Origin of the sequence: Antricoccus suffuscus (assembly GCF_003003235.1) — a bacterium.
In the GTDB taxonomy this organism is placed as follows: Bacteria; Actinomycetota; Actinomycetes; order Mycobacteriales; family Antricoccaceae; genus Antricoccus; species Antricoccus suffuscus.
Map to the genome: position 1 here is coordinate 255,190 of NZ_PVUE01000001.1, position 26,518 is coordinate 281,707.

Sequence of the window (26,518 nt, forward strand, 5' to 3'; positions counted from 1 at the left end):
CGAAATCGTCGATTCTTTGTGCCATGGCCCCGGAAATTTGATTGGAAATCGCGCATGCAGGTGTCGTTGTTGATGGAGACCAGGTCTGAGCATCGCGCCTGGCCCGACGTGCGGGCGATGGGGTTCTGAGTTATGTGGGGTTATGCGCTGCGGCGTTTGTTGGTGACGATCCCGTTGGTGGTGATCGTGGCGTGTTTGACGTTCGGTCTGGTGTATTTGATGCCGGGGGATCCGGCCGCGACGATTGCTGGTGATGGGGCGACGGCGGCGGATATCGCGAAGATTTCCCATGAGCTGGGTTTCGACCGGTCGTTCTTTGTGCAGTTCGGTGACTGGATGGCTTCTGCGGTGCAGGGCGACCTGGGTAACTCATTCATGTTTAACGTGCCGGTGCTGGACTTGTTGGGTCAACGGTTCGGGGTGACGGCCTCGATCGTGGTGGTCGGGTTGGTGTTCTCGGTCCTGATCGGGATCCCGGCGGGTCTGGTCGCGGGTCTGCGCCCGGGCAGTGTCACCGACCGGGTGGTCACGTTCATCACCACGCTCGGGATCTCGATCCCGGCGTTCTGGTTGGCGATGCTGCTGATCGGCCTGTTCGCGATCAGTTTGGGCATGTTCAACGCGACCGGTTACACGCCGATCAGTAAGGGCGTGGGGCCGTGGTTCTACTCGATGATCCTGCCGGGGGCCGCGGTCGCGGCGACGTCGGCGGCCGATATCGCGCGGCAGACCCGCTCGTCGGTGGCGACGGTGGTGGGGATGGACCATGTGCGCACGAGTCGCGCGATGGGGCTACGGACCCGGTCGATCAATTTGCGGCACGTGCTGCGTAATAGTGGCGTGCCGGTGGTCACCGTCGCGGGCCTGCAGGTGGAACGGTTGATCGGTGCGGCAGTCGTGGTCGAGTTGTTGTTCGCGATGCCCGGGATCGGGGATCTGACTCTGAATGCGGTCTTGTCTCAAGACATCCCGACGATCCAGGGCGTGGTGATCCTGATCGCGACGGTCGTGATTTTGGTGAATCTGTTGGTGGATATGTCGTACGCGTGGATTAACCCGCGGCTGCGGAAGGCGGTAAACAGGTGACGACCACGAACCAGACTGATCAGGACACGGAACTGGTCATAGACGGCGAGGCGGGCCTCGCCGCCGGAGGCTCGGCGCCGAGTGGTGGCACGGTCGGCACGGGTCAGACCGGGTCCCCGTTTAAGCGGTTCTTCTCCCGGCTGATGCGCGAGAAGCTCGCGATGCTCTCGTTGATCATCCTGGTGTTGCTGTTGTTGGTGGCGATCTTCGCGAACGTGTTGATGCCGTATGACCCGACCGATCAGGATTTGACGGCGCGGAACCTGCCGCCGCATAACGCGCATCTGCTCGGCACCGATGATTTGGGCCGTGATCAGTTGTCTCGGTTGATTATCGGGACCCGGATCACGTTGATGGCGCCGTTTATCGCGGTCGGTGTGGGCGTACTGATTGGGGTCCCGCTGGGCCTGCTCGCGGGCTATTTCGCGGGCTGGTTCGACTGGCTGACCAGCCGGATCGCGGACGCGCTGTTCGCGATTCCGGGCATCATCCTGGCGATGGCGGTGGTCGCGGTGCGTGGCCCGTCGACGGTGAACGCGATGATCGCGGTCGGGGTCCTGTTCGCGCCTAGGTTGTTCCGCGTGATGCGTGGGGAGACGATGGCGGTCCGGACCTCGATGTTCGTTGATGCCGCGCGCACGATCGGAGTGAGCCCGGTGCGGGTGATCCGTACTCATATCGTGCCGAACGTCGCGGGGTCACTGATTGTGCAGTGCACGGTCCTGCTCGGGTTCGGGGTCCTGATCGAGGCGGCGCTGTCGTTCTTCGGGATCGGGGTGCAGCCACCGGACGCGTCGTGGGGCGTGGTGTTACGCCGCACGTTCGAGAACATTCACGAGTTGCCGTTCCAGTCACTGGGCCCGGGGATCGCGATCACGATTCTGATCCTGGCGTTCCAGTTCTTGGGTGATGGGATGCGCGATTCGTTGGGTAAGGAGATGCGCCATGCCAAGTAACACCACTACCGCCACCGATGTGGTCACTGGTGCACCCGTCGATATCGCGAGTGATGCGGCGCCGCTTGCGGTGGCGGGTTTGACGGTGTCGGCGGCGACGATGCAGGGCCGGTTCCCGGTGATCGAGGACGTGAGCCTGACGCTTCGGGCGGGGAAGATCACCGGCCTGGCGGGGGAGTCGGGGTCGGGGAAGACGGTTACGGCGCTTGCGACGATGCGCTTGTTGGAGGCGCGGGTGCTGCGGGTGGAGTCCGGCAGTGTCCATGTGGGTGCGACCGACATCCTGGGGTTGAGCACCGGCGCGTTACGGCGGGCGCGGGGCCGCGATATCGCGATGATTTTCCAGGAGCCGATGACGAGTCTGGATCCGATGTTCACGGTCGGTTCGAGTATCAGTGAGGTGCTGCGCACGCACTTGGGCCTGAGTAAGGCGAAGGCGAAGACGCGGGCGATCGAGTTGTTGGACCGGGTGGGTATTCCGGACCCGGCGCGGCGCTATAACGCGTACCCGTTTGAGATGAGCGGCGGGATGTTGCAGCGGGTGTTGATCGCGATGGCGATCAGCTGCGAGCCTGACGTGTTGATCGCCGATGAGCCGACGACGGCGTTGGACGTGACGGTGCAGGCGCAGATCATGCGTTTGTTGCAGTCGTTGGCCGCGGACGGGATGGCGGTGTTGTTGGTGACGCACGATATGGGCGTGATCAGTGAGTACACCGATTTCCTTAATGTGATGTATGCCGGTCAGGTGATCGAGTCCGGCACGACGGCGCAGGTGCTGGAAGATCCGCGGCATCCGTATACGGCGGGGTTGTTGGCGTCGGTGCCCTCGACGCGGACGCGGTTGGCGCGGTTGTCGTCGATTCCGGGGAAGGTGCCGATGTTGCATGAGATGCCGGCCGGGTGCCGGTTCGCGCCGCGGTGTGGATTCGCGAAGCCGGAATGCGCGTCGCCGCAGGTGCTGGCGCAGGTCGAGAGTGGGCGTTCGGTGCGGTGTGTGCGTAGTAGCGACCTGGAGTTGGAGGGCGTGGAATGAGCACCGAGACTGGTACGACGGGCACGGCTAAAGATGTGGCCGGTGCGTCTACGGCCGGTGGAGACGTGGTGTTGGAGGCGTCGGGCCTGTGTAAGAGGTTTGTGACGGGCCGTAACTGGTTGGGCCGCCCGAGTGTGTGGCTGGACGCGGTGAAGGACGTGTCACTGTCGTTGCGTTCTGGTGAGACGTTGGCGTTGGTAGGTGAGTCGGGGTCGGGGAAGTCGACCACGGCGCGTCTGGTGACGCAGTTGGAGACTCCCGATGCGGGCACCGTCACGGTGTTAGGTGATGACTGGACCGCGCTGAGTGCGAAGGAGTTGCGTTCGAAGCGGCGTGGTTTGCAGATGGTGTTTCAGGATCCGTTCGCGTCGTTGAATCCGATGAAGATGATCGTGTTCAATATTGGTGAGCCGTTGATTGTGCATGAGGGCCTGGGCGGTAAAGCCCTTGATGCGCGGGTGCTGGAGTTGTTGGAGTTGGTGGGTTTGCCGGCGACGGCGTTGCACCGGTATCCGCACGAGTTTTCGGGTGGGCAGCGTCAGCGGATCGCGATTGCGCGGGCGTTAGCGGCCGATCCGCAGGTGATTGTGGCTGATGAGGCGGTGTCGGCGCTGGATGTGTCGACGCAGGCGCAGATCCTGAACCTGTTGAAGGATATTCAGGCCGAGCGGGGTTTGGCGTTCTTGTTCATTACGCATGATCTTGGTGTGGTGCGTCAGGTCGCGGACCGGATCGCGGTGATGAATTTGGGTGAGATCGTGGAGCAGGGCGACGCGGATCAGGTCTTCGACGCGCCCGCTCAGGAGTACACGCAGTCGTTGTTGTCGGCGGTACCGGAAGTGAGCGCAAAAGCCCGCCGCGAACGCGCTGCGGTGGTTTCCGGGTCGCTTGCGGAATAGTTCTAGGCTGATCGGACTAAGACTGCTGCGCCGAACGCCGAAGGAAGTGCCTGATGCCGCGAGATGTCGATTCGAACAAGCCGCACAGCGGGATTCTCACCGCACCGGGCAGGTGGGCACCTCGGGCGATGTTGCGCGGCGCCGGCTTCGACTCCGACGATCTGGCCAAGCCGATTGTCGGGATTGCCAACACGTGGAGTGGCGCGATGCCGTGCAACTTCCACCTGCGTGACTTAGGTGAGGACGTTGCGCGCGGGGTGCGCGACGCGGGCGGTACGCCGATGGAGATCAACACCGTCGCGGTCAGTGACGGCGTACTGGCCCGCGGCGGTGCGTCGTTGATCAGCAGGGACGTCATTGCCGACTCGATCGAACTTGCCGCCACGGCGTACGCCTTCGACGCGATGGTCGCGATCGGTGCCTGCGACAAGACCAACCCGGGCTGCGTGATGGCGCTGGCGCGGGTGAACATCCCGGCCGTCTACCTGTACGGCGGAAGCGTGCTACCCGGGCGGTTCCACGACCGCGACGTATCCATCCAGACGATTGCCGAGGCAGCGGGTGAGTTGGCGGCTGGCAAGGCGACGAGAGAAGACCTCGACGAGCTGGAGCGGACCGCTATCCCGGGCCCTGGTTCTTGTGCGGGTATGTTCACCGCCAACACGATGGGGTCGGCGATCGAGGCGCTCGGAATAACGGCAGCCAACGTAGCCAGTGCGCCGGCCTCAAGCGACCGGCGCCGCGAGATGGCCTATGAGAGCGGCAAACTCGCCGTCGAGGCGCTACGACGCGGCGTCACACCGCGCGACCTCATCACCTCGGAGTCGCTGCACAACGCGATGACGGTGGTGGCTTCAATGGGTGGTTCGACCAACGCGGTGTTGCATCTTTTGGCGATCGCGGCCGAAGCCGGTGTCGAGCTGGACATCGACGAGTTTCAGGCCGTGAGCGACCATACGCCGCACATCGGTGACTTCACGCCATCCGGGCGCTATCTGATGGCCGACCTCGAGCGCATCGGTGGTCTACCCGTGGTCATGCGTGAACTGCTTGATGCCGGCTTGCTGGCCGGCGACGCTCCGACCGTCGACGGCCGCACTCTCGCCGAGCGGCTTGACGGCGTCAGCCGACCCGACGGGCAGGACGTCGTCGTACCGGCTTCGGCACCCCTGGACCCTACTGGTGGCTGGATAATCCTGCGCGGTGACCTCGCGCCAGAAGGCAGTGTGCTCAAGGCAACCGGTACGACGGTACGACGTCACGTCGGTCGGGCGCGAGTGTTCGATTCCGAGTCCGCGGCGTACAAGGCAGTGCAGGGCGGGCAGATCGAAGCCGGCGACACCATCGTGGTTCGCTACGAAGGCCCGGTCGGCGGGCCCGGCATGAGCGAGACGGCCCGTACAACGGCAGCGGTCGTCGGCCGCGGCCTCAAGGACACGGTCGCATTGATCACCGACGGGCGGTTTTCCGGAATCTCGCATGGCATTGTGATCGGCCATGTCGCGCCGGAGGCAGCGGTCGGCGGCCCGATTGCGCTCGTGCAGGACGGTGACATCGTGACGGTCGATCTCGACGCGCGTCGAATCGACCTCGACGTAACCGAAAGCGAGCTGGAAGTACGTCGAAACCTTTGGCGCGCGCCAAAACCGGACTACCCGATGAGCGTGTTCGCGAAGTACGCCCGGACCGTGTCCTCCGCGTCGAGAGGCGCGGTCACGTCCGGCTAGCGAGTGGTTGTGTCACCAACCACGCACTTGTGTCACCGACCTCTGTGACACAAGTGCACAATTCGTGACACAGACAACGACATGCCGCGCGCACTACTTCCACTTGCTCGTGAAAGTCTGGCTGGGTGATGTTTGTAGAGACAGCTGGCAATCAAGCTGGAACGCCCATGCTCATGCTGCACGGGATGCTGTCCAGTAACGCGCAGTGGGACCTCAACCGTGATGCGCTCGGCCGGGAGTTCCGGTTGCTCATGGTCGAGCTCCCTGGCCACGGACGCTCGCCGGCGTACGACGAGCCGGCGGACTATTCGCCGAGTCATGTGATCGCAGAGCTAGAACTGATTAGGGTCGAGGCGGGCATTGACCGTTGGTGGGTCTGTGGCCAGTCGCTGGGCGGCGCGATCGCGATCCGCTACTGCCTCGCGCATCCAGAGCACGTCTTCGGCCTCATCTTCACCAACTCGCGCGCGGCGTTTGGGGTGTCCCGGTCGGCTCAGCTGACGCCGGACCGATCCGGCAACGGCAACGATGCGACACCTCCAGGACCAAAAGTGACCCGGGACCTTCCCATGCATCCAGCGAATGCCACCCGGCTGCCGCAGCCCCTGAAAGATCGCATGATCGATGCCGCCGACGCGGTGCAGATGCAGACGTTTTTCGACTTCGCTTCGCGCATGCATGAGTGGCAGTCGGTCGGGGACTTCGCTCAGCTGCAGGTGCCGGTGCTGTTGGTCAACGGGCGGTGGGAGAAGCGGTTCCAGCCATGCATCCCTGAAGCGCGCTCGGCAATCGCCCGCCTCGATGTCGTCGATATCGAAGGCGGTCACGCGATCAACGCCGAAAAGTCCGACGACTTCAACGCGGCCGTCCTCGACTTCGTAAGCCGGTCGTCAGAAGCGCATCGGACGTAGCCGAGACGGACACGTCCAAGTTGCGAGGATTCGGCTACGCTCGTTCCTCGCTTCGCTCAACCACCGAAATTCGGTCGGGTGAGCGCGGTCAGTTTCGCAACGTTGTCGAGGTCGGCCAATTTCGCCACTGTGTCGACGATCTGTCCGGCCCGCTCGATGCCGCAGATCGGGTCAACCAGCGAGTGGAACTTCGCCGCGAGTTTGTCCCATTGAGCGTCGAGTTGCCCTTCGGGTACGGCGAGCGACATGTCGACCTCCTCGCGCAGCGTCGTACCGTCCGCCAGGTGTACGCGTACGTCGGTCAGGTGGAAGTCCCTATTGTCCTCGGCCGTGGTGGTCACCTTGCCGGCGAGTGTCTGCAACGCGCCATCACTGACGACGGCCGGGGCGAAGTCTTCGCGGGCCGCGCTGCCGCGTGCCCATGCCAGGGCGCTGGTAAACGCGAGGCTGAACTTCGCCTGCAGCGGCGTACTCACGTCGACCTGCGTGCACATGCCGACATGCCGTGGTGAGATTGCGAGGTCGATTCCGCTGACCTCGGCGGCCCCGGCATGCTCCCGTAGTCGCAGTAGCGACTCGATACTGGAATGCGTGCCGTAACACGAGGCGTGATACTTGAACAGCACATCCTTTGTGTGCCAGGGTTTTCCGACCGGCTGCATGGCTGCGGCAAAGTCCTGCTCAGTCGAGTGGGTCCGGGCGAATCCCTGGTCGCACTCGATCCCGTCCGCCGGACCGACCGCGCCCTTGCCGGCAAGTGTCGCAGCCAGTGCGCCTTCGTGCGCCGCGTGTCCCACTTGCAGCGACTTGCCCCAGGTCCCAAATCCGGACTTCAGCCCGGAGGCACTGATCGAGGCCAGCCCGAGGGCGTGTGCCGTCTGGTCGGGATCGAGGGACATCAGCCGTGCTGCGGCGGCCGCCGCACCGAAGACGCCGACCGACGCGGTGGTGTGAAACCCCATCGCGTAGTGCGAGGGCGCAACGATCGCATTGATCCGGGACTCCGTCTCGAGCCCCGCGACAAAGGCAGTGATCAGCTCCCGACCGCTGGAGCCGTCCGACTCTGCGAGTGCGAGGATGGCCGGCAGGATCGGGACCGTCGGGTGACCGCCGAACTCGGCGTGCACGTCGTCGTAGTCAAGGACATGCCCGGCCGTGCCGTTGATCCGGGCTGCGGCTAGAGGTGTGGCCGCCCGATCCGAGCCGACCAAAGTGCAGTCTCCGCCTCCGGACAGCGTGTCGCGGACCGCGACGACCACCGACTCGTCGGCGGCCGCGATCGTGACCCCGAGCCAGTCCAAGATGCAGGACTGCGCCACCCGTATGACGTGCGGCGGCAGACTATCGAACTCGTACTGGGTAGCCGACTGTGCAAGGAACGCGGTTACTGATTCCATGAGGTGCTCCAATCTTGATGCTTCCTGGCGCAGTTGGTACTAGCTACGTCAGACGTTCGAGGTCTGTGCGATCCATTCGTTGAGGATGTCCGTCGGGTTCTGCTCGCCGAGCAATGGTGCCCGACGGCGGACGGCGGCGGGCGTGGCGCTGAGTTTGATGGGGGCGCCTGCGATGGTGACCGGTACGGCGCTTCCGGGTTGCTCGACCTGGACGAGCATCTCGCGCACCTTCGCATGTGGATCGCCAAATATGTCTGCGATTGAGTTGACCGGGCCGATCGGGATACGACCGCCAAACAGGGCGACCAGGTCTGCATTGCTTCGTGCCCGGATCCACGGTTCGACGATGGGCCGCAGCTCGGCGTTACGGACGGCGCGGTCGGCGTTCGTGGCATAGCGGGGATCGGTCGCGAGCTCGGGATGTCCCATCTCGTCGACCAGGATCCTCCAGTGTGGCTCCTTGTTGGCCGCGACCGCGATCCAGCCGTCCGCGGTCTGCATGATGTCGAACGGATACAGCAATGGGTGCGAGTTTCCCTGCTGCTTGGGCACGGCTCCGGTGTAAGAGTGCTGATATACGGCGCGTTCACATAACGCGAGGACAGCGTCGTACATAGCGATATCGACGAACTGTCCGAGTCCGGTGTGTTCGGCGTGGCGGACGGCCGAGACGATCCCGAGTGCGAGCAAGGTGCCGGGGAAGATGTCACCGACCCCGGGTCCGGACTTGATTGGGGTGCCGTCGGGCGTGCCGGTGATTCCTAGGAAGCCGCCCATGGCCTGAGCGACGACGTCGAACGCGGGCCAGTTCGTGTAGGGGCTCTCCCCGGAGCGGGGATCGCCAAATCCGCGCAGTGTGCCGTAGACCAGTCGCGGGTTGATCTCGGCCAGGACCTCGTAGTTCAGTCCAAGGCGGCCCATGACACCGGCGGAGTAGTTCTCGACCACTACATCGGCCGCCTCGACCAGCCGAAGAAACGTCGCCTTGTCCTGCTCGGCACGAAGGTTGAGTACGACGCTCTTCTTGCCTCGGTTGATCGACTGGAAGTAACCGGCCAATCCCTCCGGCGAATCGCCGTCTCGAAAAGGCCCGACCGCGCGCGTGTTATCGCCATCCGGTGGCTCGACCTTGACCACGTCCGCGCCGAGGTCGGCCAGCAGCATCGTGGCGTATGGCCCAGCGAGCATCGCGGTCAGGTCGAGGACTTTGATGCCGTGCAGCGGCCCGTTGGTTTCTGTCGGCATCAGCTGACGAGTCCGCACTGCTGCGCGCGCTCGAGGACGCCTTCGAAGATCCGTGCGGTCGCCGCGTCGATCATCACGCCATCGAGGTTCGCCGCGCCCAGGCCGTTCTCTTCCGCGTCGCGGACGGCCGCCACCACGGCGGTCGCCTTCTCGATCTCCGACGCGGTGGGTGCGTAGACCTCGTTACAGATCTCGATCTGGCTCGGGTGAATGCACCACTTACCGACCGCGCCCAGCGTCGTCGACCACATAGCCTGCTGCCGGTAGCCCTCCGGGTCCTTGAAGTCGCCATATGGGCCGTCGATTGCGTCGATGCCGTTAGCACGGGCCGCGACGATCATCCGGTTACGGGCGTAGTGCCACATGTCGCCGGGGTAGCCGTCACCGCCGCCGATGTGCCCGGCCCGGATGCCTTGGCTGGCCGAGAGGTCACCGACACCGAGGATGATCGCTTCGAGTCGTGGGCTGCACCCGGCGATGTCCTCGACACAGGCGAGTGCCTCTGTCTCCTCGATGAGCAGCTCGAGACCGATCCGGCCAACCTCGAGGCCGAGCTTGGTCTCCAGCTGGGTCAGTAGGTCATCGACGAACCACACGTCGCGAGGCGACTTCACCTTCGGGATGATGATGACGTCGAGGTTCGCGCCGGCGCCGGTGACGACCTCGATGACGTCTCCGTGGCACCACTGCGTGTGTACGCCGTTGATGCGCACCGATCGGGTCTTCTTGCCCCAGTCCTGCTCGTTGAGGCCGGCGACGATCTTCGCGCGGGAAGCCTCTTTTTCGGTGGGTGCGACGGCGTCCTCGAGGTCGAGGAAGACGAAGTCGGCGTCGCTGGTCGCGGCCTTGGCGATCATCTTCTCACTGCTGCCGGGCGTGGACAACTCGCTCCGGCGCAGCCGGTTCGGTCGTGGTGCGTACTTGTTGCTCATATGAATACTTTCCTTAGCTCCAGTGACTTTTACGTTTAATCAGTACGGTCCGCTCGCCTTCGAAGACGATCACCCCGTCGTGCTTAAGGCCCCAGTGTTTGAAGACCACGACACCGGCGTCCTCGCGGTCCGGGGCATCAGCGACGCTGAGCACCTCGGTGTACGCCGAGACGGTGTCGCCGTGGTGGACGGGGGAGCGGAAGCGGAACTTGTCGCACCCGAGCTCGGTGATGGCATGTTCGGTGCAGTCCTGCGACGACAGGCCCATCACCATCGACGCGGTCGCGAGGCCGAACACCACCCGACCCTCGCCCATTCCGTGCTGGACGTGGTCATTGAAATGCGCTTGCGCGGTGTTCATCACCTGCTTGGCGATGAACGAGCCCTCGATCTCGTCGATGGTCGAGGCCCGCGCGTGCCGGATCTGCTGGCCCTCGGTGAAGTCCTCGAACCAGCCGGTCGCGCCGAGCAGTCTCGATGCTTCGACGTTGTTGGTGGCGCTCATACCCGTCCTCCTCGTGGCAGCAGCCGATCGGAGATGATGCGCTGCTGGATCTGGCTCGTACCCTCGAATATCGTCGTCAGTCGCGCATCGCGCCAGTACCGTTCGATGGAGTACTCGGTGGTGTAGCCATTACCGCCGTGCATTTGTAGCGCCTGTCCGGTCACTTCTACGGCCATCTCGGTGGCGAGCAGCTTGATCATCGCGGACTCTTTCTCGGCTGGTTCGCCGCTGTCGATGAGATGTGCGACATGGTGGTAGAACGACCGGGCCTGCTCGACGCGGGCCGCCATCTCGGCCAGCATGAACCGAAGCGCCTGGAAGTTCGCCAGCGGTTCGCCGAACTGCTCGCGCTTCTGGATATAGACGGTGGTGTCCTCGACGGCGGCGCGGGCCAAGCCGACCGCGCGGGCAGCAGTGTGCACGCGTGCCCGGTTGAGCATGGCCTGCACACTCTTGAACGCCGCCGTGCCGCCCTCGTCTTCGACCTTGTGCGTGGCCGGTATGCGCACGTTGTCCAGGGTGAGCTGCCAGGTGGTGAAGCCGTGGTAGCCGATCTTGTCAATCAGGGTGCCGGTGATGCCTTCTGGGAACGAGCCCCGCTTCTTCTCGATGACGAAGTTGGCCATCCCGGCTGCCCGGCGTTCACCTTTCTTCGGGTCCCGAGTTCGCGCGAGGATCCTGATGTAGTCCGAGCCCTTCGCGAAACCGGTCCATCGTTTCTGCCCGTTGAGCACCCATTCGTCGCCATCACGTGTGGCCCGAGTGGAGACCGACGCGAGGTCGCTTCCCGTGCCCGGCTCGGACAGGGCGGTCGAACCGATCCACTGTCCCGCAGCGCTTTTGCGGAGTAGCTCTTCGCGGCGCTTTTCGTCGCCGACCACGCCGCCGCCCTGCGCGCGGGCGATGATGCTCGCGGCGCTCATCCAGCCGCGGGCGAGTTCCTCGGAGATCATGCAGTACTCGAACGCGCCGAGACCCATGCCGCCGTACTTCTTGTCGACCAGGATCCCGAAATAGCCCTGCTTACCCATCTGGTCCAGGAACGAGCGCGGGAACTCACCTTTCTTCTTGTCCAGCTTGTTAGCCAGGGGAGTGACGACGTTGGCCGCGAACTCGCGTGCCTCCTGTTGCAGCCGGAGCCGTTCGGGTGTGGCCCAGGGACTTTTAAGGATGGGGACGGGGGCTTCGCGAATGTCGTCGCTCATGCGGCGGCCGCCTTTCGGATCAGGTTGGTGCGCGAGTAGCGCAGCACGCTCTCGCCGTTCTGGTTAGTCGCCTCGGTGCGCCACGTGACGATCCCGGCGTCTGGGTGGCTCGTCGATTCGCGCTTGTCGAGCACTTCGGAGTGCGCGGTGATCGTGTCGCCGGGATAGACCGACTGAACGAAGTCGATGTCGTTGACCCCGAGGAACGGTCCGCCACCTTCACTGAGGTCCTCGACCGACATCCCGACCGCCGTACACAGCACGAGCATCGGGTTGATGACGATGTCCGGGTGCTCGTGGGCCTTGGCGTATTCGGCGTTGACGTACATCGGGGTCCAGTTACACGTGCCGGTCGAGAAGAGGATCGAATCGGCGGCGGTGAACGTTCGGCCCCAGTGGTGGGTAAACCGCTGACCCACCTCGAAGAATTCGTACTGGTTGCCCTTCTTCGCGAGAATAAACTGGTCAAAATCGGGATCGGTCACGAGCAGACGGCCCTTTCAGTTGGGGGATTGGTCGAGGCCGGGCTGCAAATCATTGGGCTCCCGCTAGGTTGTAACGCTTCGACGACCTCGACCGCAACGGACGGCGACTGGGTCCAGACGCGAGTCCACGCCGCCCACGGTGTCGCACCGCGTACGGGTAAAACGTAGATTGTCAGCAACAAACGTTACTGGGAACCTTACGCGGCTATTCGTTATCTGTTCGTTACCTTGCGAAGACGGGAGTCGCTTCAAGCCGTGCCCGGACACCCGCGTGCGCAGCGGAAGTGCTAACTAGCCGTCCCTCGAGAGGGCGCAGGTGGGGGATAACGTAGATAGTTGACAACCTACGTTAGCCCGTTGTTAACTATCCGACACCGATAGGGCATCGGTCGCCAGGCGAGGTATGCGACAGGGGCCGTTGAACATGAGAGTGCCCCGTCGGAATCTCAAAATCCCGGAACGCTACCGCTCTGATTGGACCCCTCTATGCTTTCGCGATCTCGATTTGCCATGTCTGCGGTCGCAGCCAGCCTGATGCTTCTGTCGGCCTGTGGCGCGCCACCGGACAAGGCAAAGTCAAATGACGCATCGTTGCCCAGCAGCATCGCGTTGGAGAAAGACGTCGATCCCAACGCGGAGTTCAGCTTTGGTTACACCTATCCGAACTCGAGCCTGGATCCGGTTAAGAGCGCATCCGGTCAAGACCAGACTTATATGTATCCGATTTATGACCGGTTGCTATACCTCACCGAGGACGGCAAGTTTGAGCCGATGCTTGCCACCAGCTGGGAAGAATCCGCGGACAAAACCGCCCTGACTTTGAAACTGCGCGACAACCTGAAGTTCTCCGATGGAGTTGCGTTTAACGCCGAGGCCGTCAAGGTCAACCTGGACCGAGCAAAAGGTGCAGGAAGCAAGATCGCTCAAGAGATTGCGACCCTGACCGACGTGCAGGTCGTGGACGACCTCACCGTGAAGTTAACCGTCAGTAGTGGACTCGGTGCGCTCCTGACCTCCCTCGCGGCCAGACCGGGAATGATCGCGTCGCCCAAAGCGATTGCCGAAGGGACAATGGAGTCGGCGCCAGCCGGGATTGGCCCTTACGTTGCAACGGATATCGTCCCGGGCGCCTCGATCAGCTACAAGAAATCGGAAGGCTACTGGGACCCGGACGCTCAGAAGGTCGCGACGATGGCGATCAAGTCGATGCCGGAGGACCAGACCCGGTTGAACGCTCTTAAGTCAGGGGAGTTGTCGGGGATCCAGGTGTCGCCGGATCAGCGCAGCAGTGCCGAAAGTACCGGCGCAACCCTTATATCGCGGCCAAGCTACCTGGTCTATTTCCTTGCGGTGAACACGAGCGTGGCGCCCTTCGACGATCCGTCGGTACGGCTAGCGATGAACTATCTGATCGATAGAAAAGCAATCGGGGACGGACTCCTCGGAGGCTCATGTACACCTCAGATCCAGCCATGGCCCGAGAGCAGCGTTGGATACGACAAGAAAATCGGCGACGGTCTCGATGTGTGGCCGCACGACGTGAAGAAAGCCAAGGATCTGCTGAAGAAGGCCGGGCTTACGAAGGGCAGCAAATTCAAGGTCGTGACGACGAACCTGACTACTACGGTCAAAATCCTCGAAGTCCTTCAGGAGCAGTTCAAAGAGGCCGGACTCGACATCGAGGCTCAGCCAGTGCCCGCAGGAGGGATCACCGAACACTTCGCGATCACGAAGCAGACACCGGTGACGTTATCGGCATATACCGGCTCACCCGACCCGGCGGCTGTCATCGACCGCAACCTACTTCCCGAGTCTCAGTACAACCCGGGAGGCGCCACGTCGCAGAACTTGATCGATACGGCGGTCGAAGGGGCGTCGGCGACCGATCCTGCGACCCGCACAGCCACGTACTCGAAGTTCATGGATCTGTTCATTAAAGAGCCGACGAGTCTCATGCCCATCTGTGCGGCGCATTCGGTGATGGCGCTCGCGGACGGCGTCTCCAACGTGACGATGCCGGCAGATGCGGCGTACCAATTCCGAGGGGTCGCGGTCAAGAAGAAGTAGCGCGCCCCGATTTAATCGGCCGACGCTCCACGGGAGGAGCTGCAGCCGTCCGTCACGACCGGCAATCCGATACAAATGTGGAGTTGCGCAGCAAGAGACACCGGCCGGCGATGCAAAACAGCACACCTGTGACGGCCCCACCCGGCGAGGACCTGCCGCGCGTGGGTATTCGGCGGCAGTGATCGTGGCTTTTGGAGGGTTCCGCCGCGCGGTTAACGAAGCCAGTAAATATGCCCTGACCACTAGACAAGCGCGTGGGCGGCGATTAGAATCGAACATATGTACTTCGATCATTAGTACGATCGGTGCGATAGGGATGTTCTGAGCGGGAGGGGGTGAGCAGTCGTGAGCGTGGCGTACCTACCGGAGCGTGACCAGCTCGCCGAGGGCCAGCACGCTCTCGCTGACGCAGCCGCTGGGTTGATCGGTACTGCTATTCGTTCCTCGCTCAGTGGGCTCGGGCCCACCGACTTGCTCGCGTTCGCAGGCGACCTGGAGAAGATCCGCAATAGTCTCGCGGTCCTCGATCACGCGATCATCGGCGCACTGGAGGACACCCGAGCCGCCGAGGTACTCACCTGCCGTAACACGGTCACGCTGCTTACCGAGACACTGCGGATTACCCGCGCCGACGCGTACCAGCGTGTGGAGGCCGCGAAGAGTCTCGGCGAACGGATCACCCTCGGCGGGCAGCCCATGCCACCCGCACGCGCCTACCTCGCCGAACGGCAGGCCGCCGGGCGGGTCACCCCGGCCCAAGCCCGTGTCATCCACAAGATGTTGCACCGGCTCACCCCACATCCCGGCATAGACCCGGCGGACCTCGACGAGGCAGAGACCATCCTCGTCAACCACACGGACACTCTTGGGGTGCGGGACCTCGAAGGGCTCGCCGCCGAAATCACGGACCGTCTGGATCCGGACGGGAACGAGCCGCGTGATGATGAACGTTTACGGCAGCGGTTCCTGCGCGTCCACGATTCTGGCAAGGTCACCGGCCAGGTGACCGCGGAACTACTGGCGACACTGCGCGCAGTCCTGGACCCGCTGGCCGCTCCCCGGCCCGCAGACGTGTCCGGGCGCGATGCTCGTACCGCTGGTCAGCGGATGCACGATGCGCTCCTGGACGCGCTGCATCACGTCCAGGACACGGGCAATACTTCCGACGCGCTACACCGCCTTCAGGACACCGGCGCTATCTCCGACACCAGCGCCGCGGGCTCCGGATCCGACGCGGGCAGCGCCGCCAGCCTGGGCGCTGCCGCCGATTGGAGCGCCGGTGGCACCACCGATTCCGGCACTGCCACCACCGGTTCCGGCACTGCCACCCCCGGTTCCAGCACTGCCACCCCCGGTTCCAGCACTGCCACCACCGGTTCCAGCCCGGTCACCGCCGGCCCGTCGCGGACTGGTGCTAGGGCGCGGGGGACCGTGATCACCACGATCCGCCTCGAAGACCTGATCAGTGGCTGCGGGTACGCGACCAGCACGCACGGCGTACCCATCCCCATCCGGGACCTGCTCCGCGAGGCCGCGCAGCTACGGTTCCTGCCCGCGGTCCTCGACTCCCGCGGAGTCGTGCTCTACCTCGGCCGGGCGCAACGGCTCGCAACCGCGAGCCAGTACATCGCCCTCGTCGCCCGTGATGGCGGCTGCAGCTTCCCCGGCTGCGACGTACCACCGGAATGGTGCGACATCCACCACGTCACCTCCTGGCGCGACCTCGGACCCACCGATATCGACGACTTGACCCTCGCGTGCGGATACCACCACCGCGAATTCGAGGACCGGGGCTGGGAATCAGTCATGGTCGATGGACTCCCGCACTGGCGCCCGCCGGCGTGGATTGAGCCGACCCGTACACCGGTCCTGCATCATCGCATCACCCTCGCCAATCGACGCGAATAGCCGCCGGCCATCGTGCATCGATCCTCGGCGTACTAATTGCCCACTCGCCGATCGCTGTGGCACGCCGTCAATTCCGCCGGTCGTTCGGTCCTCTGTGGGGGCGAACTCAATGCGATAGCGTGCAACGCATGCCAATCAAATTCGAGAACGTCGGTGTTGCCGTCCGTGATCTCGAGGCGACTATCGCCTTTTTTACCGATCTCGGCCTGACCGTCCTCGGCCGCGATACAGTCAGCGGCGATTGGGCCGACACGGCCGTCGGCCTCGATGGCAACCACGCCAACATTGCCATGCTTCAGACACCCGATGGCAGCGGTCGCCTCGAACTCTTCGAATACATACACCCCAACGCGATCGAAACCGAGCCCACGCAGCCCAACGAGATCGGCATGCACCGCGTCGCCTTCTCAGTCGACGACATCGACGAGGCTCTTGAGATCGCCGCCGCGCACGGGTGTTATCCGCTACGCGGAGTTGCGACTTACGAGGACATCTACAAACTCAGCTATATCCGCGGCCCCAGCGGGATCATCGTGATGCTCGCTCAGGAACTGAAAAAGAGTTGATCGGTACGCCAGGGCTGCGGTAAGTCGTGACTTACTTCTTCGTTGCTGACTTCTTCGGGCTGGCCGACTTGCCGGCGACCGGCACCAGTCGGTCGACGAGTAGGTCTAGATCGTCGAGTGCGTCGTAGATGTCGACTGCCTCGGGATCGAGCATTGCCTGGTACGCCGCGCCGCGCAGCGCTCCAAGGAAGAGCCGTGCGACACGTTCTGAATCGACTGTTGGATCGACGCTGCCGTCGGCGACGCCGAGCTGGATCAACTCAATAACCGACTCCCGGCTGTACCGATGCAGTTCGACCATGCGCTCCTTGAGATGCGGGATCGGTCCGAGCGCTTCAAACATCAATGTGTAGAGGGCGCGCATGCGACGCTCGGACTTGCGCCAGCTGGATCGAAACGCATTCACTCGGATGTGCAGCGCCTCGCGGCCCGTCGTACTGCCGATCGCTGGCTTCAGGTGAGTCTCGGTCCAGCCCATCGCCATCTTCTCGATGAGTGCGATCAGGAGACCTTCTTTGGAACCGAACCGGCGCGTGACAATGCCGTGGCTGTAACCCGCGTGTTTCCCGATCGCCGCAAGGGTCGTGCGCTCATATCCGTTTTCAGCGATGAGTTCGGCGGCCGAGTTGATCAAGCGGGTCGTCGACAATTCGGATCGCGACTGGCGCGGTGCCGTCATCACGTGCGGTCGGTCGGTCATGAAGTCCATCCAATGGTGCGAATTCGGGATACTCAAACGTAGTTGTTTGTCTACCAATGTGGAATCAGGGTAGCCGATTTCGCTACGCGGCGGCCTCCCTAACCGGACGAACGTGAAGGCGATGAACGGTCTGCTAATGTGCGCGAAGCGAGCCAAGGGGAATCCGGCGAAATTCCGGAACTGTCCCGCAACCGTGAGCGGCCGAGTAATTGTCGCTAAGTCGGAATACCGAGGCTTCGCGTTGATGACCGCTCACATTGCCGAGGATTGCAATAGGCGGCGGTGGCCGCGTCCCGGTTGATGCCATCGCTTCCGGTCCTTCGCATACCGACTGCCCGCGAAGGACCATTCATGCGCTACCGCGTCGCCGTACTTACGAAGTGTCTCGCCGTCACTATCGTCGCGCTTGTCGCGGTGGCAGGATGTGGCAGCGCCGTCGCCGACAAGCAGGCAACCTCGTCCCGATCCGCGGTGGCCAAGGGCAAGCAGACGGCGTACCCGTTGGCGGTAGAGAGTTGCGGCGTGACGCAGACCTACGACGCGCCACCTCAACGTGCCGTCACCCTTACTTCGACTGCCACCGAGACGATGCTTGAGCTCGGACTCGGCGATCGGATGGTGGGTACGGCGTACCTGAAGGGTCGCAAGATCGGACCGCAGTACAAGTCGGCGTACGACAAGATCCCGGTCCTCGCAGCCGGACAACCGAGCATGGAGCAGCTACTCGCCGCGAATCCCGACTTCGTGTACGCCGGATATGGCGATGGATTCTCCGCGAGCACCGGCCACACTCGGCAGCAGTTGCAGGACTTGGGCATCAAAACGCACCTGAGCCCGGTCGGCTGCACCGATGAACCCAAGACGCTTCAAGACATGCCGGACGAGCTCAAGACCATTGGCAAGATCTTCAACGTCAACGCCGCGGCCGAGAAGGCGGTGAAGAAGTTCGATGCCACAGTGGACAAGGTCAAAGACGCGGTCAAGGGTTCGGATCGGCCGAAGGTTTTCCTCTACAACTCGGGCACGGACGCGCCGCAGACGGTCGGCGGTTGGGCCTACGCGTCGGTCATGATCGATGCGGCCGGCGGGAGGAACATCCTCGCCGACGAGCCACTGCGGTGGGGCAAGGTGTCGTGGGAGCAGGTGGCCGCCGCCAACCCCGACATTATCCTGATCTACGACTACCTTGACCCGAGCGTCGAATCGAAGATCGCGACGTTGAAGGACATTCCGGCGCTTGCCGATACGACTGCCATCAAGAAGGGAAACTTCGCGACGATCAGCCTCTCGCTCGCACAACCCGGGCCGCGGTCGGCCGAGGGTGTCGAGCAACTTGCTGAGCAGTTTCACCCTGACCTTTATCCGAAGAAGAAGTAGGTCGGCATTGTGACCGAGACCGATACCGAAGTCGACGAGCGGGCGAGCCTCATTGCACGGCTGCGGTCGTCGCCGACCCAGGCATCGGTACGTCGGGTCCACGTCGCCTCACCAGGCGGTCACCGTCTCCGACTGGCCGCGACGGTGACCACGTTGACGGTGGTCCTCATCGCCGTCACCGGCTTCGCTCTGTCCATCGGCTCGGTACACATACCGCTGGCGGACGTATGGGGGGTCATCGGTCACCGAATCTTTCCACCCGGGCTGATCACGCCAACCTGGAACGCCGTCACCGACCGGATCGTTGCGGATGTGCGGCTGCCGCGGGTCCTGCTCGCGGCCATCGCGGGCATGAGCCTGACCGTTGTCGGCACGGTCGTTCAGGCAGTCATGCGCAATCCGCTCGCCGGGCCGACGGTGCTTGGCGTCTCCGCCGGAGCCGCGACCGGCGCCGTATTCGTCATGCGGTTCGGGCTGCTAGTCCTTGGGGCGTACACGCTGAACATCGCCGCGTTCCTCGGCGCGCTGCTTACCCTGCTTCTCGTGCTGAGTATCGCCAAGTACGGCGGGCGTATCTCGGCCACGACGTTGGTCCTGACGGGTATGGCGATCAGCGCGGTGCTCTCGGCGATCACCAGCTTCCTTGTCCTGACCGCCGACGATCGGACCCTTGCCTCCCAGGTCTTGTTCTGGACATTGGGCGGTTTCGGCTCAGCGCAATGGAAGTTGATCCCGATTCCGGCGATCGTCCTCGTGCTCGGCGTCAGCTACGCGTTGGCCCAAGCGCGCAATCTCAACCTGTTACTGACCGGCGAAGAGAGCGCCATCTCCATGGGCCTCGACGTGCACCGCTTCCGGCAGCGAATGTTCGTCCTGTCCGCAGCGATGATCGGCGTGACTGTCGCGGTCTGCGGTGTGATCGGATTCGTCGGACTTGTCATGCCCCACATCACCCGACTGCTGGTGGGCGCGAACCACCGCAGGTGCCTGCCTGTAGGGATGCTGCTCGGCGCGATCTTCACCATCGGCGCCGATCTGCTGGCCCGCACGGTCATTTCCCCGGAAGAGTTGCCGGTCGGCATCATCACCGCGCTCGTCGGCGGTCCGTTCTTCCTCTACCTGTTGCGCCGTACCAGTAAGGGCCCCGGCCGATGAGAGCCCGACAAGCGGGCGACATGCCCGCCCGCGTGCATGTAGATGGCATCGACGTCCGGATCGGTGACGCGCACATCCTCGAGGCCGTCGGTCTGGTCGCCGAACCGGGGACAGTCGTCGGACTGCTCGGGCCCAATGGGAGCGGCAAATCCACGCTGCTGCGCACCATCTTCCGTTCGCTGCCTCCGACCGCGGGGCAGGTGCATCTCGATCGCGACGATGTATGGACGCATTCGGTGAAATGGAACGCGAAGCAGACCGCCGTCGTACTGCAGGATGCGCCGACCGAATTTCCGCTCACCTGCAGCGAGATCGTCCGAATGGGGCGCACCGCACACAAGCGGCTGCTGGAGCCGGACACGGCCTTCGACGAAGATCTGTGCGACGCGGCGATGGAACTGATGGAGATCACTTCGCTGGCGCACAAGGTGTTTTCGCATGTCTCGGGCGGGGAACGCCAGCGAGTGCTTATCGCTCGAGCGCTGGTGCAGCAACCGAGGCTACTGATCATGGACGAGCCGACCAACCACCTCGACCTCCATCACCAGCTCTCGCTGCTCGACCTCGCGACGAAGTTGGGTACGACGGTCGTCGTTGCGCTGCACGACCTCAATCTCGCGGCCCGCTACTGCGACTCCGTCGTACTGCTGGATCGTGGGCGAGTCGTCGCGCAAGGTACGCCGGCCGACGTACTCACGACCGAGCGCATCGCCGAGGTCTATCGGGTGGACGTGCAGATTATTGAGCACCCGACTACCGGCAAGCCGCACATCATGCTGTGTTGAGGTCACCGCGATGAGGTACGGGTTGATCAGCCACGTCGTCGGAGACGGCGACAGCGCGCAGGTCCTGCGCGAGACCGTCGCGCTCGCGAGCATCGCCGAGGAGGCGGGCTTCTCGTCGTTCTGGGTTGCACAACATCACTTCGGCTCGCATCGCGGGCATCTTCCGTCGCCATTCGTCCTGCTTGGCGCGGTCGCGCAGGTGACCGAGTCCATTGACATCGGTACGGCGGTCGTCGCGGCGGCGTTGGAGGACCCGATTCGGCTTGCCGAAGACGCGGCGGTCGTCGATGCGCTTAGCGGCGGGCGGCTTCACCTCGGCCTGGGCGCTGGTGCGGATCCGGCGGCCAGCGAGGCATTTGGGATCACCCACGCGGACCGGCACGAGATCCTCCTTGAGCGGCTGCACGCCTTGTGTGCCGAGCTGGAAGGCGATCGAATTGTGCCGCGGCCCGACGGAATCCGTGAGCGACTCTGGCTGGCTACCGGCACGGACGAGGGATGTCGGATCGCCTCGGAGTATCGGCTCGGGATCATGGCGGGTCGGCGTGGCTCGCCCGTCGCGCGCGAAGATGCTGACACTGCCGTCCGGCTGGCCGACTTCAGCGCGCGTGAACGCGCACTCGGTCGAACGCCGCGCACTGGACTATCTCGATCGGTCTTCTGCGCCAGGCACCAAGGCGAGGCTCGGAGCCTACGGCGAGGTGTGGCGAAATGGCTGAAAGCGCACGCACCGGCCGGGCGCTTTCCAGATGGCTACGCCGCAGAGGACTATCTGGCCGACGGACACATCATCACCGGAGCGCCGGACGTGGTGGCGCGTCAGATCGCCGCCGACCCGGGTACGTCGTACGCAACCGACTTCCTGATGAACGTTCCGCAGCCGTACCCCGACTTCGCCGACAACGCTCGCAGCATCAAGGAATTCGGTGCAGAGGTCATCCATTCGTGAGGTTGAACGGCACGTGGTCGCCCGGGCTCTTGTTTCAAGCATGGATGTTTGGTTTTTTATGTGGAATAGTCCGCGATAGTTAGCTTCAATTACGAATTCTTTCGGCTCGCTGCCTCAATTCAGGGAGAAACTGTCATGACCGAATTCGATCTAGTTATTCGTGGCGGAACCATCATCGATGGTTCCGGCTCCGAAGGCTTTACCGGCGACGTCGCCGTGACCGGCGGCAAGATCGCCGAAGTTGGCACGGTCAACGGCAAGGGCAAACGCGAAATCGACGCCGCGGGCGCGGTCGTGGCGCCCGGCTTCGTCGACATCCATACGCACTACGACGGCCAGGCGACGTGGGACAGCTACTTGCAGCCGACGTCGTGGCATGGCGTCACCACCGTCATCATGGGCAACTGCGGCGTCGGCTTTGCTCCCGCGCAGCCGGCCGACCATCAACGACTAATTCAGCTGATGGAAGGCGTCGAAGACATTCCCGGTGTCGCGCTGACCGAAGGCCTTTCCTGGGACTGGGAGACTTTCCCCGAGTTTCTTGACGCGCTGGAGAAGAACCCGCACGACGTCGACTTCGCCGCGCAAGTGCCGCATGCCGCTCTCCGGGTGCGCGCGATGGGCAACCGGGCCGCGGCGCACGAAATCGCGACCGAAGAGGAAGTCGCGATGATGGCCAAGCTCGCGGCCGAAGCAATTGAGGCTGGGGCGATTGGGTTCTCGACCTCGCGCACGCTCAACCACAAGAGTGTCACCGGGGAACTGACCCCGTCGTACCGGGCCGGAGTCGAAGAGCTCGTCGCGATCGCGCGCGCGATCGGCGAGACCGGGGCCGGCGTACTGCAGTTGGTGTCTGATCTGCCCGTCAAGGAAGAGGCCGAGTTCGAGCTCGTCACCAAGATGCTCGAGGCCTCGGGCCGGCCGATGTCGCTGTCGTTGGCGCAGGGCGGTCCGGATCCGGACAAGTACAGGTCGATTCTTGCCTTCATCACCGAGATGAACGAGCAAGGGCACACGCTAAGAGGACAGGCGGCCGCCCGCGCGATTGGGATCATCCAGGGGCTCGAGTGCACGCTGCACCCGTTCATGCTCAATCCTGTCTGGAAAGAACTGTCTCACCTCCCGGTGCCCGAGCAGGCCGCAAAGATGGCCGATCCGGGGGTCAAGGCGCGCATGCTGGCCGCGCAGACGGATGAGAAGGACCCCAACCTCATTGGCGGCGCGCTCATCGACCTGTATTCACACATGGTCTACCTCGCAGATCCCCCGGACTACGAGCCGGACCTGAAGACACAGTCACTGGAGAACCGCGCGATCGCCGAGGGTCGCACGCCCGAGGACATCGCCTACGACATCCTTGTCTCGGACGAGGGTCGCGGCAAGATTTACGCGCCGCTGCTCAACTACGGCCACGGCAACCTCGACGGCGTACGGGAGATGCTGACCCACCCGCACACGATCCCGGGGCTCTCCGACGGCGGCGCGCACGTCGGCACGATCTGCGACGGAAGCTTCCCGACAACGCTGCTGCAGTACTGGGCACGCGACCGCTCGCACGGCAAGATCGATCTGCCGTTCGTGATCGCGCGCCAGGCGAGAGGTACGGCGGAGGCCGTCGGGCTGCTCGACCGCGGACTGCTGCAGCCGGGCTACAAAGCAGACATCAACATCATCGATATGGATGCACTGCATCTCTACCGGCCGTCTGTGCGCTACGACCTGCCGGCCGGTGGACGGCGTCTTCTCCAGCGGGCCGATGGCTACCGGCACACGTTCGTCAGTGGCGTTGAGACTTACCACGACGGCGAGGCAACGGGCGAACTTCCGGGCAAACTGGTGCGCGGCGCGCAGACCGTCTAGCTTGGGGCCCCGAAGAGGCCGGCGATAGGTCGCTGAAAGTCGGTGCTCACTGGTCGAGGTACGTCGAAACGTTATCTGGGTCACAAGGGTGGAAGGGCGAGGTCTCGGATACGTTTGCCTTCGGTTTAGCGTGTAGCCGGCTCCCTGTCGCGGCAAACTCCTCCTCATGACGGCAAAAGAGCCGTCGCGAGGAGGAGTTTTTGTCGACAAGGGGGCAGTGACCAGTACGGGTTGTGTGAGTTCCCGGTGCGTGTGATAAGAGCAGTCGGCTTAATCACTTGCTCAAGGGGGCGCGCTGAGGGCCAACCTACGGTACCGTAGCCCTAGCCGAACCTACGGTAACGTAGCCGTAAGCAAGGTGTGCGCCACGAGGGCGCTATGCGTTTCCGCGCCGCACACGATGAAGGAGTTTGATGACCGCTCAGACACTGACCAGGTCCACTACCGCCAAGCCCAGCACCACAAACATCAACGACGCGGAGAAGTTTCTGGCTAACTTCTCCTCGACACTCGATCGGGTCTTCCACGACCGGATCGATGCCGACCTCATGGAGTCGTCTCGCGGCATACCGTCGTTTGTCATGCGCGATGTGTTGGCGGCGGAACCGGTCAGGGCGTTCATTCCCAGCAAGTTCGGCGGTTACGGCGACACACCGATCGCCGGCCAGGCCATGCTCGACCTCGCGTCGTACCACTCGATGTCGCTTGGGCTCACGCTCGGTATCAACAGCGCGCTATTCGTCCAGCCGGTCGCGAAGTACGCCGACGAGCAGGTCGCCGCTCGCGTGCTCAACAAGATCGGATCCGGTGCCGCAATGGGCGGGCTGATGATCACCGAGCCCGACTTCGGCACCGATGCGCTCGGCATGCGTACGTCGTGGCACGACGAGAACGGCCGCTACCGCATTCGCGGCACCAAGCACTGGGCCGGCCTGACCGGGTGCGCGGACTACTGGCTCATGATGGCCCGCCCCATGAACGACTCCGGCGATCTCAGCCAGGGCGTCGACATGTTCATCTGCGAGCAGGACGATCCGCAGCAGAAGATCGAGGTCATCGAGTACTACAAGTCGCTTGGCCTCTATGGCATTCCTTACGGCAAGAACAAGGTCGATGTATCGGTTCCTGCGGATCATCGCCTGCAAGGCGGCCGCGGTGGCCTGCGGATGATGCTCGATACGCTGCACCGCAGCCGAGTGCAGTTTCCGGCCATGTCCGTCGGGTTCGTACGCCGGATGGTCGACGAGGCGATCGATCACTGCCACACCCGGGTCGCCGGCGGCAAACGGCTCGTCGAGCACGACCAGGTGCGCTCCCGGCTCGCCCGCATGCAGGGCCAGCTGACGGCGATCTCCGCGCTCGGCCTGTATGCCGCCGAAAACGCGCATCTTGAGCACGACCTGTCACGGATCGGTCGCGAGGCCAACGCGATCAAGTCCGTCTGCACCGATTACATGCATGACTCCGCGCATTCGCTGCTGCAGCTGGTCGGCGCTAAGGGCTACCGGCAGGACCACATCGCCGGCCGCGCGATCGTCGATGCCCGTCCGTTCCAGATCTTCGAGGGCTCCAACGACGTGCTCTACGCACAGGTGGGCACCAAGATCGTCGAGACCATGCGCAAAAAGGGCACCGACAATCTCGGTGAGTACCTGCGCAACGATCCAGCGACGGCACGCGCCGCCGAGGTCATGGGCGCGGCGCTCAACGTAGTCGTCTGCGACCGTCCGCAGCAGCGTCGACTCGTCGAGGTCGGCGCGGTATTCGCCCGCGTCTTTGCACTTGAAGCCGTGCTGGAGCTCGGCTCTCGCGGGTTCGCTCCGGACCATATTGCCGCCGCCATCGGAATGCTCCGCGAGGACGCGGGTCGCTGGCTCAACGACTTGCGCGCACAGCTCGCGCCCGACGTCGCACCGGACTCGATCGGCTACGGCGCCTGGATGCCTTACCTCAAGGCTTGACTCTTACGTAGCGTCAAGTTGCAGACTGGTCTCACCGACGCATTTCGGAGGGAGACACGGTCATGGAGTGGTCGATACACGAGCTGTCCACGGCCGCCGGTACGACGAGCCGCACGCTGCGGCACTACGGCGAGCTGGGGCTGCTTGAGCCGACCCGGTTAGGCGCCAACGGCTACCGCTACTACGACCAGTCGTCTCTGCTCCGCCTGCAACGCATCCTCATCCTGCGCGAACTAGGCGTCGGATTGGGCTCGATCGCGGACATCCTGCACGGTCAGGAAGATACAGCCGAGGCGTTGCGGGGCCATCTCGAGGACCTGAGGCGCGACCAAGAGCGGCTTGGCCGGCAGATCGCGTCGGTGTCATCAACTATCGAGAAACTCGAAAGGGGTGAAGCGCTGATGGCAACGGAATCCCTCAATGGCTTCGACCACACGCAATACAAGGACGAGGTCGTCGAACGCTGGGGCAAGGAAGCTTACGAAAGTGGCGATCGCTGGTGGCGGTCGATGTCCGACGACGACAAAAAGCGGCATCACCAGGTGCATCTGGATCTCGTCCGGGATTACGGCGAGGCCCAGATGGCTGGGCGATCGGTTGACTCGGACGAGGTGCAGGACGTCGTACGTCGGCATTACGACTGGATCGCGGCTAGCGGTACGAGGCCGGGCAAGGACTATTTCACCGGTCTAGGCCAGATGTACGTCGACGATCCACGGTTCGGCGCGAACTACACCACCCAACGCGCCGACGGTGCCGAGTACGTGCGAGACGCGATGAAGGTCTACGCCGAGCGCAACCTGTAG

The 26,518-nt window shown here is 63.6% G+C and carries 23 protein-coding genes and 1 riboswitch; of the genes, 16 read left to right on the forward strand and 7 right to left on the reverse strand.

The window, feature by feature from the left end; genetic code table 11:
• Positions 1-132: 132 nt before the first annotated feature.
• From CLV47_RS01255 to CLV47_RS01280, 6 genes are all read left to right on the forward strand, one after another.
• Positions 133-1,086, forward strand: coding sequence for an ABC transporter permease (locus tag CLV47_RS01255; protein WP_106347180.1), 954 nt, complete (start codon positions 133-135; stop codon positions 1,084-1,086).
• Positions 1,083-2,042: an ABC transporter permease gene (locus CLV47_RS01260; protein ID WP_202862313.1), complete on the forward strand. Its 960-nt coding sequence runs from the start codon at positions 1,083-1,085 to the stop codon at positions 2,040-2,042. Before CLV47_RS01255 ends, CLV47_RS01260 begins: the two co-directional genes overlap by 4 nt.
• Positions 2,032-3,078 (forward strand): ABC transporter ATP-binding protein, encoded by a 1,047-nt coding sequence (locus CLV47_RS01265; RefSeq protein WP_106347181.1) that lies wholly within the window; start codon positions 2,032-2,034, stop codon positions 3,076-3,078. Before CLV47_RS01260 ends, CLV47_RS01265 begins: the two co-directional genes overlap by 11 nt.
• On the forward strand, positions 3,075-3,977 hold the full coding sequence (locus CLV47_RS01270; RefSeq protein WP_106347182.1) for an ATP-binding cassette domain-containing protein: 903 nt from the start codon (positions 3,075-3,077) through the stop codon (positions 3,975-3,977). The genes CLV47_RS01265 and CLV47_RS01270 overlap by 4 nt, the downstream gene beginning before the upstream one ends.
• A gap of 53 nt (positions 3,978-4,030) precedes the next feature.
• Positions 4,031-5,704 (forward strand): dihydroxy-acid dehydratase, encoded by a 1,674-nt coding sequence (gene ilvD / locus CLV47_RS01275; protein WP_106347183.1) that lies wholly within the window; start codon positions 4,031-4,033, stop codon positions 5,702-5,704.
• A gap of 167 nt (positions 5,705-5,871) precedes the next feature.
• Entirely contained in the window at positions 5,872-6,615 is a 744-nt protein-coding gene (locus CLV47_RS01280) for an alpha/beta fold hydrolase (protein ID WP_170110907.1), read from the forward strand.
• 56 nt (positions 6,616-6,671) lie between these two features.
• On the opposite strand, the gene CLV47_RS01285 is transcribed toward CLV47_RS01280, so the two are convergent.
• The 6 genes from CLV47_RS01285 to CLV47_RS01310 are packed head-to-tail and all read right to left on the reverse strand — an operon-like array spanning position 6,672 to position 12,384.
• Positions 6,672-8,012 (reverse strand): MmgE/PrpD family protein, encoded by a 1,341-nt coding sequence (locus tag CLV47_RS01285; protein WP_106347185.1) that lies wholly within the window; start codon positions 8,010-8,012, stop codon positions 6,672-6,674.
• A 48-nt stretch (positions 8,013-8,060) separates the two neighbouring features.
• Positions 8,061-9,257: a CaiB/BaiF CoA transferase family protein gene (locus CLV47_RS01290; protein ID WP_106347474.1), complete on the reverse strand. Its 1,197-nt coding sequence runs from the start codon at positions 9,255-9,257 to the stop codon at positions 8,061-8,063.
• Positions 9,257-10,189 carry an HpcH/HpaI aldolase/citrate lyase family protein gene (locus CLV47_RS01295; protein WP_106347186.1) on the reverse strand — a complete coding sequence of 311 codons (933 nt, stop codon included), beginning with the start codon at positions 10,187-10,189 and terminating at the stop codon, positions 9,257-9,259. Before CLV47_RS01295 ends, CLV47_RS01290 begins: the two co-directional genes overlap by 1 nt.
• 13 nt (positions 10,190-10,202) lie before the next feature.
• The gene (locus CLV47_RS01300; protein ID WP_106347187.1) at positions 10,203-10,694 is read right to left on the reverse strand and encodes a MaoC family dehydratase; all 492 of its coding nucleotides are present in this window, start codon (positions 10,692-10,694) and stop codon (positions 10,203-10,205) included.
• A complete protein-coding gene (locus CLV47_RS01305) occupies positions 10,691-11,899 on the reverse strand; it encodes an acyl-CoA dehydrogenase family protein (RefSeq protein WP_106347188.1) in 1,209 nt (402 codons plus the stop codon). Before CLV47_RS01305 ends, CLV47_RS01300 begins: the two co-directional genes overlap by 4 nt.
• The gene (locus tag CLV47_RS01310; protein ID WP_106347189.1) at positions 11,896-12,384 is read right to left on the reverse strand and encodes a MaoC family dehydratase; all 489 of its coding nucleotides are present in this window, start codon (positions 12,382-12,384) and stop codon (positions 11,896-11,898) included. The genes CLV47_RS01305 and CLV47_RS01310 overlap by 4 nt, the downstream gene beginning before the upstream one ends.
• Before the next feature lie 510 nt (positions 12,385-12,894).
• Between CLV47_RS01310 and CLV47_RS01315 the strand changes: the two genes are divergently transcribed.
• The 3 genes from CLV47_RS01315 (at position 12,895) to CLV47_RS01335 (ending at position 16,925) form a co-directional block, all read left to right on the forward strand.
• Positions 12,895-14,451 carry an ABC transporter substrate-binding protein gene (locus CLV47_RS01315; RefSeq protein ID WP_170110908.1) on the forward strand — a complete coding sequence of 519 codons (1,557 nt, stop codon included), beginning with the start codon at positions 12,895-12,897 and terminating at the stop codon, positions 14,449-14,451.
• Between the two features lie 345 nt (positions 14,452-14,796).
• Positions 14,797-16,359 (forward strand): HNH endonuclease signature motif containing protein, encoded by a 1,563-nt coding sequence (locus tag CLV47_RS21790; RefSeq protein ID WP_146135248.1) that lies wholly within the window; start codon positions 14,797-14,799, stop codon positions 16,357-16,359.
• A gap of 128 nt (positions 16,360-16,487) precedes the next feature.
• Entirely contained in the window at positions 16,488-16,925 is a 438-nt protein-coding gene (locus tag CLV47_RS01335) for a VOC family protein (protein ID WP_106347193.1), read from the forward strand.
• 31 nt (positions 16,926-16,956) lie between these two features.
• Here the strand turns inward: CLV47_RS01335 and CLV47_RS01340 are convergent, their stop codons facing one another.
• A complete protein-coding gene (locus CLV47_RS01340; protein WP_170110909.1) occupies positions 16,957-17,625 on the reverse strand; it encodes a TetR/AcrR family transcriptional regulator in 669 nt (222 codons plus the stop codon).
• A gap of 128 nt (positions 17,626-17,753) precedes the next feature.
• Positions 17,754-17,878, forward strand: a riboswitch (cobalamin riboswitch).
• A 98-nt stretch (positions 17,879-17,976) separates the two neighbouring features.
• Here CLV47_RS01340 and CLV47_RS01345 point away from each other — a divergent pair.
• From CLV47_RS01345 to CLV47_RS01375, 7 genes are all read left to right on the forward strand, one after another.
• On the forward strand, positions 17,977-19,002 hold the full coding sequence (locus CLV47_RS01345) for an ABC transporter substrate-binding protein (protein WP_177557456.1): 1,026 nt from the start codon (positions 17,977-17,979) through the stop codon (positions 19,000-19,002).
• Between the two features lie 9 nt (positions 19,003-19,011).
• Positions 19,012-20,157, forward strand: a complete 1,146-nt coding sequence (locus CLV47_RS01350) for a FecCD family ABC transporter permease (protein ID WP_202862315.1) — start codon at positions 19,012-19,014, stop codon at positions 20,155-20,157.
• On the forward strand, positions 20,154-20,942 hold the full coding sequence (locus CLV47_RS01355; RefSeq protein WP_238145160.1) for an ABC transporter ATP-binding protein: 789 nt from the start codon (positions 20,154-20,156) through the stop codon (positions 20,940-20,942). Before CLV47_RS01350 ends, CLV47_RS01355 begins: the two co-directional genes overlap by 4 nt.
• A gap of 10 nt (positions 20,943-20,952) precedes the next feature.
• Positions 20,953-21,891, forward strand: coding sequence for an LLM class flavin-dependent oxidoreductase (locus tag CLV47_RS01360; RefSeq protein WP_106347197.1), 939 nt, complete (start codon positions 20,953-20,955; stop codon positions 21,889-21,891).
• Between the two features lie 135 nt (positions 21,892-22,026).
• Complete coding sequence (locus tag CLV47_RS01365) at positions 22,027-23,751, forward strand: N-acyl-D-amino-acid deacylase family protein (RefSeq protein WP_106347198.1); 1,725 nt, start codon at positions 22,027-22,029, stop codon at positions 23,749-23,751.
• A gap of 413 nt (positions 23,752-24,164) precedes the next feature.
• Positions 24,165-25,712 carry an acyl-CoA dehydrogenase family protein gene (locus CLV47_RS01370; RefSeq protein ID WP_106347199.1) on the forward strand — a complete coding sequence of 516 codons (1,548 nt, stop codon included), beginning with the start codon at positions 24,165-24,167 and terminating at the stop codon, positions 25,710-25,712.
• A 62-nt stretch (positions 25,713-25,774) separates the two neighbouring features.
• Positions 25,775-26,518 (forward strand): MerR family transcriptional regulator, encoded by a 744-nt coding sequence (locus tag CLV47_RS01375; protein WP_106347200.1) that lies wholly within the window; start codon positions 25,775-25,777, stop codon positions 26,516-26,518.

What these genes read in the sequence shown, in the direction of transcription:
- CLV47_RS01285 (WP_106347185.1), bottom strand. Translation starts at nt 8,012, where the DNA reads ATGGAATCAGTAACCGCGTTCCTTGCACAGTCGGCTACCCAGTACGAG.
- CLV47_RS01280 (WP_170110907.1), top strand. Translation starts at nt 5,872, where the DNA reads ATGCTCATGCTGCACGGGATGCTGTCCAGTAACGCGCAGTGGGACCTC.
- CLV47_RS01370 (WP_106347199.1), top strand. Translation starts at nt 24,165, where the DNA reads ATGACCGCTCAGACACTGACCAGGTCCACTACCGCCAAGCCCAGCACC.
- CLV47_RS01270 (WP_106347182.1), top strand. Translation starts at nt 3,075, where the DNA reads ATGAGCACCGAGACTGGTACGACGGGCACGGCTAAAGATGTGGCCGGT.
- CLV47_RS01365 (WP_106347198.1), top strand. Translation starts at nt 22,027, where the DNA reads ATGACCGAATTCGATCTAGTTATTCGTGGCGGAACCATCATCGATGGT.
- CLV47_RS01355 (WP_238145160.1), top strand. Translation starts at nt 20,154, where the DNA reads ATGAGAGCCCGACAAGCGGGCGACATGCCCGCCCGCGTGCATGTAGAT.
- CLV47_RS01375 (WP_106347200.1), top strand. Translation starts at nt 25,775, where the DNA reads ATGGAGTGGTCGATACACGAGCTGTCCACGGCCGCCGGTACGACGAGC.
- CLV47_RS01340 (WP_170110909.1), bottom strand. Translation starts at nt 17,625, where the DNA reads ATGACCGACCGACCGCACGTGATGACGGCACCGCGCCAGTCGCGATCC.
- CLV47_RS01265 (WP_106347181.1), top strand. Translation starts at nt 2,032, where the DNA reads ATGCCAAGTAACACCACTACCGCCACCGATGTGGTCACTGGTGCACCC.
- CLV47_RS01290 (WP_106347474.1), bottom strand. Translation starts at nt 9,257, where the DNA reads ATGCCGACAGAAACCAACGGGCCGCTGCACGGCATCAAAGTCCTCGAC.
- CLV47_RS01335 (WP_106347193.1), top strand. Translation starts at nt 16,488, where the DNA reads ATGCCAATCAAATTCGAGAACGTCGGTGTTGCCGTCCGTGATCTCGAG.
- CLV47_RS01295 (WP_106347186.1), bottom strand. Translation starts at nt 10,189, where the DNA reads ATGAGCAACAAGTACGCACCACGACCGAACCGGCTGCGCCGGAGCGAG.
- ilvD (WP_106347183.1), top strand. Translation starts at nt 4,031, where the DNA reads ATGCCGCGAGATGTCGATTCGAACAAGCCGCACAGCGGGATTCTCACC.
- CLV47_RS01345 (WP_177557456.1), top strand. Translation starts at nt 17,977, where the DNA reads ATGCGCTACCGCGTCGCCGTACTTACGAAGTGTCTCGCCGTCACTATC.
- CLV47_RS01315 (WP_170110908.1), top strand. Translation starts at nt 12,895, where the DNA reads ATGTCTGCGGTCGCAGCCAGCCTGATGCTTCTGTCGGCCTGTGGCGCG.
- CLV47_RS01300 (WP_106347187.1), bottom strand. Translation starts at nt 10,694, where the DNA reads ATGAGCGCCACCAACAACGTCGAAGCATCGAGACTGCTCGGCGCGACC.
- CLV47_RS01255 (WP_106347180.1), top strand. Translation starts at nt 133, where the DNA reads ATGTGGGGTTATGCGCTGCGGCGTTTGTTGGTGACGATCCCGTTGGTG.
- CLV47_RS01305 (WP_106347188.1), bottom strand. Translation starts at nt 11,899, where the DNA reads ATGAGCGACGACATTCGCGAAGCCCCCGTCCCCATCCTTAAAAGTCCC.
- CLV47_RS01360 (WP_106347197.1), top strand. Translation starts at nt 20,953, where the DNA reads ATGAGGTACGGGTTGATCAGCCACGTCGTCGGAGACGGCGACAGCGCG.